Below are 14416 nucleotides of genomic sequence, written 5' to 3'. Positions count from 1 at the left end.
GCTTCGCACTTTTGCTGGAAATGCTTATAGCAGTTTCTTCATCGGGAAGGACGGCATGCCCGACCTTCCCGTTTTGGCATCGCCCTCGGGCAAATAACCGAGCTTTTCATAAAACTGTTTTGCTGTGGCCGTGCTGGTCAGACGGCTCACAACCTGCCCCTGCTCTTTAAGCCAGCCTTCAGATACTGCCATCAAAGCTTTACTGACACCGCGATACTGATGATCCGGTGAAACATAATTCAGCAAAACACCGTCTGTTGCCGAGACAGCAGCAACACCGGCAATCCGCCCGTCAATCTCGGCAACAAAATAGATCTGCCCCTCGCACGCAATCCATGCCCGCAGATTGTCTTCTGTTTTATTGGCAAGCCACTAGAGCATTTCACAGTCAAGTTGTGTCAACTTGACGGCAGTGATAATGCGACCACTAAAAAACCCAAAGCGAGCGCTGTGATCCTATCTGAACGTAAACCGCTTTGGCTCAAAATCTGCGAATCATTCTGATGATCCGCAGCACAAAGCTCCGTGATCGAGCGGCGCAGAACCATGCAAATCTCTGCAACATCCTGCGCTATCGCCGCCCTTATCAGCATTTTATTGTTTCGCACGGAGTGTGCTGCGCACAGACTTATGCCAGCCGTTGATTTTGCGTTTACGCAAAGCAGGCTCCATCAGCGGTTCAAAACGCTGCTGTTGCTGCCAGTCTTCGGCAAAAGCCTGCATATCGCCCCAGAGACCGGCTTTCATACCTGCAAGCCATGCCGCGCCCAGCGCCGTGGTTTCCAGAATAACCGGACGGTCAACCGGCGCGTTGAGAATGTCCGACAGGTTTTGCATCGTCCAGTCGGAGGCAACCATGCCGCCATCAACCCGCAGAACAATATCGCTGGTGTCAGTTTTCCAATCTTTATGCATGGCTTCAAGCAGGTCATGTGCCTGATAAGCAACGGATTCCAGCGCAGCCTTGGAAATCTCGGCGGGTCCCGAATTACGGGTCAGCCCGTATATGGCACCACGCGCCTCTGCATCCCAATGAGGAGCGCCCAAGCCCACAAAAGCAGGTACCAGATAGACATCCTGTGTCTCATCCGCTTTGAGCGCCAGTTCACCGGATTCCGCTGCATTTTTGATGATTTTCAAACCATCGCGCAGCCATTGCACCGCTGCACCGGCAACAAAAATCGAACCTTCCAGTGCATAAGTCACCTCGCCGTTCAGACGATAGGCAATAGTCGTCAGCAAACGGTTGCGCGACAGAACTTTATCCTTGCCGGTATTGAGCAGCGCAAAACAACCGGTGCCAAAAGTCGCCTTCAACATACCTTTGGCAAAACAAGCCTGACCGATCATAGCCGCGTGCTGGTCACCCGCCACACCGAGGATCGGAATTTCCGCGCCCAGAACATCTGCCTTCGTCACACCGAAATCATCGGCACAGTCTTTCACTTCCGGCAGCATGTTACGCGGAATGTTAAACAGTTTCAGCAGTTCTTCATCCCACTCATTCTTGGCAATATTGAACAACAATGTGCGGGAAGCATTGGTGGCATCGGTGGCGTGAACCTGACCGCCGGTCAGCCGCCAGATCAGAAAACTATCGATTGTACCGAACAGCAGCTCGCCCTTCTCCGCTTTTTTACGCGCACCGGACACTTTGTTGAGAATCCATGCCAGCTTGGTTGCGGAGAAATACGGATCAAGCAACAAGCCTGTCTTGCGGCGGATACGCGGCTCAATGCCCTGTTTTTTCAGTTTCAGGCAGTCTTTTTGCGTGCGGCGGTCCTGCCAGACAATCGCATTATAGACCGGCTTGCCGGTTGTCTTATCCCAAACCACTACCGTTTCACGCTGATTGGTAATGCCGATTGCGACTACATCTTCCATACTGGCGCTGGCATTTTCAACCGCCTGTTTGCAGGTCGCGACAACGCTTTGCCAGATTTCTTCCGGATCATGCTCGACCCAGCCGGATTTGGGATAATGCTGTGTAAATTCCTTTTGTCCGAGACCGGTGATCTTATGATTTTGATCGAAACAAATGGCTCTGCTGGATGTTGTACCCTGATCGATTGCCAAAATCAGTTTCGACATAAATATCTCCGTTTCTCAAAAGCATCTTTTAAAAAATTATATGCTTGAATCATTCAGTGCCAAATTTAAACACGCCTTGCAAATTTTAAAATCTATAGTGATAGTGTCCACTTAAAATTAGCGATAAAGGCCCGAGTAAAATGACTGATACGCCTAAAAAAACCATCGTACTGACCGGTGCCAGCCGCGGTATCGGCCATGCAACCGTGAAGCGTTTTTCACGGGCGGGCTGGCGTGTCATCACCTGCTCACGTCAGGATTTTTCCGACAACTGCCCGTGGCCTGCAGGCCCTGAAGATCATATCAAGGTTGATCTGGCTGACCCGGAAGATATCGGTCGTGCAATTTCGGAAATCCGTCGTCGTCTGGAAGACAATGGCGGTCAGCTTAATGCCTTGGTCAACAATGCCGGTATTTCGCCAAAAGGCGCTGGCGGAAGCCGCCTCAATTCCATTGAAACCCAGATGGCCACTTGGCGCGATGTGTTTCAGGTAAACTTCTTTGCACCGATCATGCTGGCGCGCGGATTATTTAAAGAACTGGAAGCGGCGCAGGGTTCGGTGGTCAATGTCACCTCGATTGCCGGAAGCCGCGTGCATCCTTTTGCCGGTACCGCCTATGCCACATCCAAAGCAGCGCTTGCCGGTCTGACCCGTGAAATGGCCTCCGACTTCGGCCCGCATGGTATCCGCGTCAATGCGATTGCACCGGGCGAAATTGAAACTTCCATCCTGTCACCGGGCACAGAAAAACTGGTGGAGCAGATGCCGTTGCGCCGTCTTGGCCAGACATCGGAAGTGGCTGAAACCATCTATTTCCTCTGCACTGAAGCCTCATCCTACGTGACCGGCTCGGAAATCCACATCAATGGCGGTCAACACGTTTAAGGGTGAGAGCATGATCCTCTCCTGCGGAGAAGCGCTGATTGATATGCTGCCGCGCGAAACACAGAGCGGCGAGACCGGCTTTGTGCCGCATGCAGGCGGTTCCGTGTTCAACACAGCCATTGCCATTGGCAGGCTGGGTGCAAAGGCCGGATTTTTCTCCGGCCTATCATCGGATTTTCTCGGGCAAATCCTGCGCGATACGCTGGAGAAATCCCGCGTTGATACGCGGTTTTGTGCGATCTCGGATCAGCCGACAACGCTTGCTTTTGTGCGGCTGAATAATGGTCAGGCGAGCTATAATTTCTACGATGAAAACACCGCCGGTCGTTTGCTCAGTGAGGCGCAACTGCCGGAACTGAATGATGATGTCAGTGCTCTGATGTTTGGCGGTATCAGCCTCATTCCGGAACCTTGCGGCAGCACCTATGAAGCGCTGATGCGGCGGGAAGCGCCAAACCGTGTGACAATGCTCGACCCGAATATCCGCCCGAATTTTATTCCGGACAAAGCCGCCCATCTGGCGCGGATCAAGCGGATGATTGCACTGGCTGATATTGTCAAAGTCTCAGATGAAGACCTGCTCTGGTTTGATGAAGGCACGGATCATGATGCGATTATCCGCAACTGGCTGGCCGCAGAGGGACAGGACGGACCAAAAATCATCATCGTCACCAAAGGCGCGGATGGTGCCGTGGCCTACGCATCTTGCGGTAAAATCAGTGTTGGTGGTGAGAAAGTCACCGTGGCCGATACGGTCGGTGCCGGTGATACGGTCAATGCCGGCGTGCTGGTGAGCCTTGAAAAACAAGGCCTGCTAAATAAGCAATCCCTTGCGGCCATCTCGCAAGAACAGCTTACCGAAGCCATCGCCTTTGGCATCAAAGCCGCAGCGATTACCGTGTCGCGTGCCGGTGCCAATCCGCCATGGGATTATGAAATCACTTGATAAGGAAAAGGCGGTTTTCTTAAAAAGCCGCCTTTTGTATTTTAAACCCGCACTTCCTGAGTGACCCGATCTTCACCGCCGAAAAACTCGATATAGCGTTTGACCGCCTCCGGATCGCCGGTGGCTTTTGACGGATTGTCCGAGAGTTTCACCGCCGGACGGCCATTGGCGTCAATCACCTTACAGACCAGCGAAATGGCTCCTAGTCCTGAAACGTGTTTCGGTGCGCAGCCGATAAAATCATTGGTGAGATTGGTGCCCCAACCAAAGCTCATCCGCACACGGCCTTCAAAGTGGCGGTAGGTCTCTTCAATCGTATCTACATCCAGTGCATCGGAGAAGATCAGCAATTTCTCACGCGGGTCTTTGCCCTTGGATTTCCACCACTCGATAATCCGCTCTCCGCCCTCAATAGGCGGTGAACTGTCGGGGCGGAAACCTGTCCAATCTGCAACCCAGTCCGGCGCATCGCGCAGGAATGCTGTGGTGCCGAATGCATCCGGCAGCACGATCAAAAGATTGCCGCCATAATAACGGTTCCAGTCCTGCAACACGCGGTAAGGTGCCGAGCGTAATTCTTCATCCGTATCGGCCATAGCTGCCAGCACCATCGGCAATTCATGGGCATTGGTACCGAGCGCTTCCAGATCAGTGTCCATCGCCAGAAGCACATTGCTAGTGCCGGTAAAGGCATCGCCAATGCCTTCTTTCAGCGCTTCCACACACCAGCGCTGCCAAAGAAATGAATGGCGGCGGCGGGTGCCGAAATCAGAGATTTTCAGATCCGGCAATTGGCGCAGACGATCAACCTTGCCCCACATTTTGGCTTTGGCACGGGCATAAAGCACATCCAGCGCGAAAGGCCCGAGGGACTTCATCGCTGCGCGGGAGCGCAATTCATTGATAATCGCCAGCGCCGGAATTTCCCACATTGTCGTATGCGTCCACGGTCCGTGGAAATGCAGCTCATATTGCCCGTCGCGGCGTGTCAGCTCATATTCCGGCAGCTGGAACGTGCTGAGCCATTGCAGGAATTCCGGTGCAAAAATCTGCTTGCGGCCATAGAATGTATTACCGGCCAGCCAGATCATTTCCTTTTTGGTCATGCGCAATGAGCGGGCATGGTCGAGCTGCGCCCGCAACTCACCTTCATCAATCTCATCGGCAAGCCGCACAGTTTTCGAGCGGTTAATCAGCGAGAAAGTAGCATCCACCTGCGGATACAGCCCCCAGATCATTTGCAGCATCAGCAGCTTATAAAAATCCGTATCCAGCAGACTGCGGACAATCGGATCCAGCTTCCACGTATGGTTATAAACGCGCTGCGCAATATCTGTTCTGGTCATGCCAGATGTCCTTATCTGATCCGATGAGATTTATTCTCATCCTGAGCATCATTCTTGTTGGACAGACCATAAGCAGAATTCAGCAAAAATAAAGGGCGATGATTGCTCACCGCCCTTTATTTAAAGTTTCTGTTTGGTCTGACTTATTTCAGTTCAAGCACAATCTCGTGCTGTCCCTGCGTTGTCAGTGCAATACCGGCATCGCGTTTTTTGACTGCTTTGCCGTCCACTTTCAGACTGTCCCGACCGGCTTTATTGCGCACTGTAATTTTGTAAAGCGCTTCGCCGTGGCGATAGTCCAGTTCAAAACCATCCCAGTCAGACGGTAATACCGGATTGAGGAACAGCTCATTGCCGCGTTTGCTCAAGCCGAGAATCCCCTCTGTCGCCACACGGTAGAACCAGCCGGCAGAACCGGTATACCATGTCCAGCCGCCCTGACCGCGACGTGGCTCAACGGAGTAAATATCCGCTGCAATCACATAAGGCTCGACACGATAGGTCTCAGGATTTTCGCCGTGATGCACCGGATTAATCAGCGAGAACAGCTTGTAAGCCTCATCACCGCGGCCAAGTTTGGTCAGCGCCATGATCGCCCATGTGGCACCATGGGTATATTGCCCGCCATTCTCACGCACACCGCGCGGATAGCCTTTAATATAACCCGGCTCATGTTCAGTCTTGTCAAATGGCGGAGTGAACAGACGCAGCAAGCCGCCTTCTTCATCCAGCAAATGCTTTTCAAGTGAAGCCATCGCCTGATCTGCGCGTTCAGGATCAGCAACACCGGACAGCACAGCCCAGCTCTGGGCAATCGCATCAATCTGGCATTCGTCACTCAGGTGAGAACCAAGCGGTGCGCCGTCATCGAAATAACCGCGACGATACCATTCGCCATCCCAGCCATGCTCTTCCAATGCCTTGTTCAGAGCATCCAGATGCTTCTGCATAGCTTCCGCACGGCTCGTATCACCACGCGAAACACTCAACGGAATAAACTGCTGCAATGTATAGCTCAGGAACCAGCCGAGCCAGACGCTCTCGCCTTTGCCTTCAACACCGACAAGATTCATACCGTCATTCCAGTCGCCGCCAAGGATCAGCGGCAGACCATGCTGACCGGTGCGTTGCATGGCCAGTTCCAGCCCTTTCACGCAATGCTCATAAACCGTATCGGTTTTGTCGGAGGTTTCCGGCTGATAGAAAGCGTCATGTTCGCCCTCGCCCAAAGCACGGCCCTGTAGATAAGCAACTTCCTCATCAAGCACCGCCAGATCGCCGGTCACCTGCGTATAGAGCGTTGCCGCATAGGACAGCCACACCACATCATCGGAGATCAATGTACGTACACCTGCCCCCGTCACCGGAAGCCACCAATGCTGCACATCGCCTTCCGCAAACTGGCGACCGGCAACATTGAGCAATTGCTTGCGTGCCAAAAGCGGATCAAGCATCAGCAATGACAGCGTGTCCTGCAACTGATCGCGGAAACCATAGGCACCGCTGGCCTGATAGAACGCCGCACGCGCCAGAATACGCGAAGCCTTGCTCTGATAAGGCAGCCAGCGATTGACCATCAGATCGAAAGAGCGATCCGGCGTTTTCACCTGCAATGGCGCAGTGAAATCCTGCCATTGCTCAGAAGTACGCGCCAGCAGATCATCTATATCCAGACCACGGCTATAGGTAATCAGTCCCTGTGCCGTTTCTTCATCTTTGGCATTACCAAGAATGAAGAGAATGTCTTTGGTCTGTCCTGCACTCAGTTCCAGATCATAGTTCAGAGCCGCACAAGGATCGCGTCCGGCCTCAACTGTGCCTGACAGGGATTTGCCCTGCATCACACAATCAGGTTCTGTCACGGAACCGGTGGCACCGATAAATTCCTGCCGGTCAGAGGTGACTGATACCGGCAGAATATTTGCCGTCAGGAAAGCCACCTGCCCTGCCTTGTCGGTGTGATAAGGATTACGGGCAAAGAGTGCGCCCAGCTCTTCATCAAAACGCGGGACAATATAAGCGGCGTTTTTGGCACGGACATTGCCCAGCACCCATTCCGCATAATTATACAACCGCAGGCGTTTCATCGACTGGCCGCGATTAACAAGACGCAGACGCGTCAGGCGCACCGGCTTGTCCGGATCGACCGCCATTGTCAGTTCACAGAACACATCACCATGTTTAGAGGTGAATGTGCTAAAACCCTGACCGTGACGTGCTTCATAGGTCACATCCGCATCGCGAATGACATTGGCCGCAGGTGCGAAAACCTTACCGCTGTCACGATCCGCAATATAGAGCGCCTCGCCCGGCAAATTGGACACCGGATCATTTGACCATGGGGTCAGCTGATAATCACGGCTGTTACCGCTCCATGTGAAAGCAGAGCCTTCCGCTGAAACATGGAAGCCGAATTCCGCATTGGCAATCACATTGATCCACGGATGCGGGGTTGTGCGGTCACCATTGAGACGCACAACATAATTGCCGTCTGTATCAAAACCGCCATAGCTGTTCCAGAATTCCAGCCCGTCACCGGAAACCGGCTTATTTGTTATAGACTGGCGCGGAGCCACACCCGGCAATTTGGCGATGGCTTTTACACCATCACCGCTTTGCTGTGCGGCATCAGCTTCTGCAGCCAGACGGCTGTCGCGGCGGTTCAGACGCGGATCAGCACTTTCCGGTTTGGTTTCTTTGCGATGTGCCAGATCAACGGAGAGCTCCTGAATACGCTTGAGCTGCTCTGCCAGAGAACCGTTCTGCGCATGCATCACAATGCGTGCAGCCGCCAACAGCGTATTATAGGACGCCTCGCTCATCTGATCGCGGCGCACCGTGAAGATGTGCTGTTTCTGTCCCTGATGCTGCGAACGGACACGGAAACTTTCCGTCAGCCATTCAACTGCACGCTGGGTATCCTGCGCATAGGAGAAGGCCCGTTCGTTGACCACCACCACATCGACGGTGAGGCCTTTTTCGCGCCAGTATTCCTGTGCTTTCAGCACACCGCGCAGCACTTCAAGATCGGCCTCATTATCAATCCGCAGCACAAATATCGGATCATCGCCGGAAATCGACAATGGCCAGAGATCAGACTGCGCACCAAGACCGGCTGCAATCACTTCCGATGGCTGGCGCAAAGCGCGATCCGGATAGATCAGATAGGCAGCGGTTTTCTGGTAATCTGTCGCTTCAGCCGGTTTGATACCGACATGATGCAGACGCACCTGCGAACGTGTCCATGACAAAGTATATTCACGGGCAAAAGCTTCCGGATAACGCAGGACTGCCGCTTTTTCTTCCAGATATGAGCGCGAACCACCCGCCAGTGTCCAGAAGACCAGCGACACTTTTTTATGCGCCGGAACACGGACACGGGTACGCAATGAGGCAACCGGATCAAGCACAGTGCCCTGACTGCCGGTAAACTTCATCTCCGGATCAAATGCTGCCGGATTGCGCAGCGTGCGGCCACGGCCGATAAAGACACGGCGGTCGGTTTCGGCTTCCGTTTCACGCACAGCGCCCGACAGATCGGTCACGAAATGCGCCACATGCACTTCTGTGTCTGACGGTGCACGCTTGCGCCGTTTGGCATAGATGGTTGTGCCGTCCGGTGCGATTTCCGTTTCCACAAACATCTTGGCAAAAGCCGGATGTGCATCATCCGTATCCGGATTATTCAGCACCAGCTCCGCATAGGATGTGACCTCGATTACACGGTCGCGCGAACTGGTATTGATAATATCAATCCGGCGCCCTTCACCATCGACATCGGTGGTGACAATGGTTTCCACCACAGTTTTGATATCACCGGAGGTCTTGTAGAACTCGGCCTTGTCTTCCGTGAATACCGTCTTGGTTTCGGTTTCCATATGGCGCGACGGCTCACCGGTTGCCGACCACCAGCGTCCGCTTTCAATATCACGCAGGAACAGGAAGCTGCCCTGCATGCCTTCAGACGCGTCTGGCTGGAAGCGGGTAATCGCCAGATCATGCCAGCGGCTGTAACCATTACCGGCAGCCGTCAGCATCAGCGAATACTGACCATTGGACATCAGATGTACACTGCGCGGTGCTTTCAACGGCTCTTCGATAATGCGCATCGGCGCTTCATCAAAGGCACCGCTGTCCACACGCATCGGATTTTCCGTCTTGGCATAAACCATCGGAATTTCACGCGGTGCTTTTTCCTGCAACAGCAGTTCAGCCGCTTCAATCACCGGATCGGAATGGAAACGGCTGCGCATACGACCATCAAAAATCACATTATTGACCGCGATAATCGACATGCCGTGGTGATGAGCATAATAGTTTTTCACCACAGCGCATTTTTCACCTTCGCGCACACGTGACGGCGTGAAATCCACGGCATCGTGGAAGCCGTAACGACCCAAAGCGCCGAGCTTCTGCAAGGTCTTCAGGTTGGAAACCGCATCAGCAGGGCGATATTGCGAAGCCAAAAGGCTTGCATAAGGTGCAATCACCGCATTACGTGACAGACCGCGTTGCAGCCCCAGTTTCGGCACACCGAAATTGGAATATTGGTAATTCATCTGCGGATCGCGGGCATTATAGGCCGCTTCCGAAATGCCCCAAGGCAGACCGCGCGAGGTTGCATATTCAATCTGACGCTGCACGACCAGCTTGTTGGTCTGGTCAAGAAGCGAGCCAAGCGGCTCATTCATCACCAATGGCGGCATCAGATATTCAAACATCGAGCCGGACCAGGACAGCAGAGCGCCTTTCCAGCCAACCGGCACCAGCAGACGGCCAAGTTTGAACCAATGTTCTACCGGCACATCGCCCTTGGCAATCGCAAACAGGCTGGCAAGACGGGCTTCCGAAGCCAGAAGATCGTAGCAGCTCTCATCCAGCTCGTTTTCCTGAACGCGGAAACCGATCGACAGCAGGCGGCGTTCCTTGCGCTCAAGGAAGCCGAATTCCATGTCAAAAGCCAGCTGACGGGAACGGCTGGCAAGGCTCTGCAACTGCATGCGCAGTTCTTCAGCATTGTGTTCGCCGATCGCATCATCCGTATGGGCTTTACAGGTAGCAACCAGTGTACGTGCCCATTCCAGCGCTTCCTGCGACTGGGTGGTTTCCAGCTCGTCATCCAGTTCCAGCGCCAGTTTTTCAATATCCTTGGCGAAAAGTGAAATATTGATGGTGCGGAAAGAGGCGGTTTCCGGCTCCTCGCGGAAGGAACGCACAGCACGGCGGAAATTGGCAATCCGCTCTTCCAAACGGCGACGCAGTGGGCGCAGAATACGGCGATCATCCGGAATGGCAGCAATTGCCTCTTCCAGAATGTCGTTAACGTCGAGAATACCTTCAAAATCGCCCTGCAGATAGACGGACGGCGCCTGCGCCCATTCTTCCAGCGCCGAAGACAGTGTAACCAGATGACCGGCCAGATTGCCGCTATCCACTGCCGACACATAAAGCGGCTGCAATGGTTTCAGCGTATCAGTCTCATACCAGTTATAGAGATGGCCACGGAATTTCTCCATCTTCTCCAGCGTATCCAGCGTCAAACCAATACGGTTCAGCGTATCGTTGAAGCCGATCCAGCCGAAATCACGCGCCGAAATCACAGAGAGGAAATAGACACCGATATTGGTCGGGGATGTGCGCATTGCCACAATACCCACCGGATCTTCCTGATAATTATCCGGCGGCAGATGGTTGCCTTCCTCATTGGTGAAGGCTTCGAAATAGCGCCATGTACGGCGGGCATAGCGGCGCAGATCGCCTTTATCGCTTGAGCGGACTTCCAGTGTATCCTGCGGTTTGGCTGAGCGGCTTACCGCCCATGCAATCCATGGCGAAGCAATCCAGATCACGGCAAAAGGCACAGCAATCAGCACCGCTTTGCTGCCGAACAATACCGGAAGCAGGAATGCCAGTGCACCTATCAGCAGCGACGGCCACATCAGGCGCACATAGAAATCCAGCGTATCGGAAGACTTCATCTGCGCGGCCGCACGCCACGCCAAAAGATAACGGCGGGAGACAAACAGACGGTAGAAGGTGCGGACAATCGCATCGCCCATCAGCGTTGCGCTATGGGCAATAAAGCTCAGACGCAGCGCCATATCCGCAAAAGCCAGCGTCACATCGGTGAGAACCGACTGAGCATGGCCTTTCAGCGAATAATCCATATTCACCGGAATAAGATTGGTGACGATGCCGAAAATCATCGGCACGAACATCGCCAAAATCAGGAACAGCTGCCAGATGGTGGCAACGCCGAGCGGCAGCAAACACCAGCCCGCAAAAGACGCAATCACCCACATGATCGGGTTGAGCGAACGGCGCAGGTTATCGGCCATTTTCCAGCGGGTGACATTGCTGACACCTTTGCCGGTTGAGAACAGAAACGGCAGCAACTGCCAGTCACCACGCGCCCAGCGGTGATGGCGGGAAATATCCACATTATAGCCGGTCGGGTAATCTTCCACGACCTCGACATCGCTGGCGAGCGCACAGCGGGCATAGCCGCCTTCGAGCAGATCGTGACTGAGGACTGTATTTTCCTCAATCTTGCCCTGCATCACCCGTTCAAAGGCATCAACATCATAGAGGCCTTTACCGGTAAAAGTGCCTTCGCCCAGCAGGTCCTGATAAACATCGGAAACTGCAAAAACGTATGGATCAATACCGCGATTGGCGGAGAAGACGCGCTGCAGAAATGAGGCCTCATCGCCGGTGGTCAGCGACGGGGTAACACGCGGCTGCAAAATACCGTAACCGCTGGTAATACGGCCGGTTTTCTCATCAAAGACCGGATGATTGAGCGGATGTGACAGTTTACCGACCAGATTGGTCACCGATTGCGGTGTCAGACGGGTGTCAGAATCCAGTGTCATCACATAACGGATATCACGCGGCAGCGGCACATCCGGCGGGAAGAAGCTGGTATCATGATCACCGCGCAGCAGCAGGTTCAGCTCATGCAGCTTACCGCGCTTGCGCTCCCAGCCCATCCAGCAACCCTGTGACGGATTGTAAAGACGGCGGCGATGCAGGAAGAAGAACCGCGCCTGACCATTGGTGGCATAATCCTCTCCGGCATAATGCGCATTAAGCCTTGCGACTTCCTCGCGGGCATAATCCAGCACTTCCATATCGGCAGGCGTGACTTCGACATTGCTGTCTGTCCAGTCACTGACAATCGCAAAATAAACCTCACCGCGCGGATTGGTCAGATAATGCACTTCGAGATTGCGGATATGTTCATCCACACTGTCGCGCGAATTGATCAGCGTCGGCACGGCTACCAGCGTGCGGGCATCGGCAGGCAGACCGTCGCGATATTCATAACCGACAAGACGGTTCGGCTGCACAAACCACGGCACCAGCGAATTAAACAGGCCAAGTGAGGCTTCATAGGCAGGGAACAGCGCGAGGATAGTGAAAAGCAGCTGTTCGCTCTCGCCAAAACCGATGCGACCCATGCCGGTATAAACCAGCACCAGCAGGCCGATAGTCATTGCCCAGACCGGTGCAGCAATCCCCCACAGGCCGAGCCCGCGATAGAGACGCAGCAAACGCGATGATAAAGGCGGCGTATAACCGCAAATCTGTTCCAGCTCGGTGCGGGCATTACCGCTCAGATAATAGGCAATTGCACCGCTTTGTTCACGCTCGGTGATTTTATGCTCACGCAGCGATTTTTCACGCGCCAGCCGCAAAGCCGTATTGGTCACCTCAATTTCCGTCATACGGGAATTGCGGGCGATCTTTTCAATGGTCACGCGATAGCTGTTGCGTGAGGCGAAATCGAGATTTTCGAAATCGCTGTTCTCGCGCAGGATCGCATCCATAATGCTGACAGTCTCAACCCATGAGGTCCAGTCCACGTCATCAATGGTTTTGAGCGAGCGGATAATATTGCCCATGGTCATACCGCCGGTGGACTGGCGGGAATGTTCCTCGACAATAATCTCCTCAACATCGCGTCCGGTGGCTTCGAGCTGGGCTTCCAGCCATTCAATCGCCGGTCCGGTAGCCGTGGATGCACTGCGCAAACGATAAAGCAGATGCGTGGCAAAAGTGCCGTCGCGAGCCGGTTCGCTATATTCTGTCAGGATGGATTGCAGTTCTTCCGGTGAAGAGGCGACCACAATCTTGTCCGCCACGCGATTGGCGAAATTGCGCATCGCACGGGCGCGCTCAACACGCAGCGCCAAGCGACGGGCATTTTCCACCAGCATGAAACGGATAACCGACGGCAGCGCCCATAATTCACCGATGCGCAGCGGCTCCACACTCTGGAAACCGTCGATCAGTGCTTTCAGGCTTTTGAGCGAGAAACCACTGTCGCTATGGGCAACATAGAGCCATGCCAGTGCGAAAACCCGCGGCAGGCCTTCGGTGCTCAGATTGGTAGATGCATCGGTGTTTTTTGCTACAGCACCATCGGGATGAATATTGGCTGCCAGCGGCAGCTGGCGCAAAAACTTGTCCGGCAAATCGCGGCGTGCCTGCTGCATGCTTTTATCGACAACGTAATAATTGTCGAGCAGCCACTGGGCAGCCGGCGTAATCGTCTCGCCGTTGCGCGATGCCGCATCGGACGAGCGATAGGCATGCAGGATCAGACCGGCATTTTCTGCAAGCCGTTTGTTAAAGTCGAATTTCTCATAATCGGGCAGGCGCACGGCTTCATTGCGGGCCAGCGCCGCAGCGAGCAGTTGTAATTCTTCTGGTGTTTTATAATGCCCCCTGATTGGCAAAGGCAAAACCGGCAAAAGGCGGTCAGCAACAGGGCGGGAAAACAACGATGAAAGAGAGAAAGACAAAGCCGGCATATGCCTTTTACAGCCTTTTATAAGATTTAAGTTCCGCTACGGATGGTCAGATTTGCCATATCCGCAAACACATGCTTCAGATCCCGTGAATTTCATGAAGATTCACGCATGATCGGTGGTGTTAAACAGTTATGACCAAATTACGTCCGCAAAGAATGCCATGGTCGAATTTGGTAAAATCGCAAAGCACAAATCATAGCTGATTTTAACTTTACGTTATAAAAATCAACAGGCTACCCCCTGCAATTTGCGTTCCCACAATGCGCAAGCCCTGACAAAGCTGGGGCAGCACGCTTTGATATAATGCCAGAGGGTGAGAAAAGTTGC

General features: G+C 53.7%; 6 protein-coding genes. 2 read left to right on the top strand and 4 right to left on the bottom strand.

The features are described from left to right. Positions 1-24: 24 nt before the first annotated feature. Positions 25-297: a GNAT family N-acetyltransferase gene (locus LDL70_RS00480; protein WP_370637794.1), complete on the bottom strand. Its 273-nt coding sequence runs from the start codon at positions 295-297 to the stop codon at positions 25-27. A 297-nt stretch (positions 298-594) separates the two neighbouring features. Further along, complete coding sequence (gene glpK / locus LDL70_RS00475; protein ID WP_225685887.1) at positions 595-2091, bottom strand: glycerol kinase GlpK; 1497 nt, start codon at positions 2089-2091, stop codon at positions 595-597. A gap of 140 nt (positions 2092-2231) precedes the next feature. Between glpK and LDL70_RS00470 the strand changes: the two genes are divergently transcribed. Together LDL70_RS00470 and LDL70_RS00465 are read left to right on the top strand one after the other, a co-directional pair. Then, positions 2232-2978: an SDR family NAD(P)-dependent oxidoreductase gene (locus tag LDL70_RS00470; protein ID WP_022711309.1), complete on the top strand. Its 747-nt coding sequence runs from the start codon at positions 2232-2234 to the stop codon at positions 2976-2978. Positions 2979-2988: 10 nt separating this feature from the next. Then, positions 2989-3924 (top strand): carbohydrate kinase, encoded by a 936-nt coding sequence (locus tag LDL70_RS00465; protein ID WP_225688263.1) that lies wholly within the window; start codon positions 2989-2991, stop codon positions 3922-3924. Between the two features lie 41 nt (positions 3925-3965). On the opposite strand, the gene pncB is transcribed toward LDL70_RS00465, so the two are convergent. Next, a complete protein-coding gene (gene pncB, locus LDL70_RS00460; RefSeq protein ID WP_075654053.1) occupies positions 3966-5270 on the bottom strand; it encodes a nicotinate phosphoribosyltransferase in 1305 nt (434 codons plus the stop codon). Between the two features lie 143 nt (positions 5271-5413). After that, a complete protein-coding gene (locus tag LDL70_RS00455) occupies positions 5414-14089 on the bottom strand; it encodes a GH36-type glycosyl hydrolase domain-containing protein (RefSeq protein ID WP_225685878.1) in 8676 nt (2891 codons plus the stop codon). Positions 14090-14416 lie beyond the last annotated feature (327 nt).

The sequence above is a fragment of the Pseudochrobactrum sp. XF203 genome, from assembly GCF_020341615.1.
GTDB classification, from domain to species: domain Bacteria; phylum Pseudomonadota; class Alphaproteobacteria; order Rhizobiales; family Rhizobiaceae; genus Pseudochrobactrum; species Pseudochrobactrum saccharolyticum.
The sequence above is the reverse complement of the archived record's forward strand: the minus strand, read 5'-3'. Positions and strand labels throughout refer to the sequence as shown.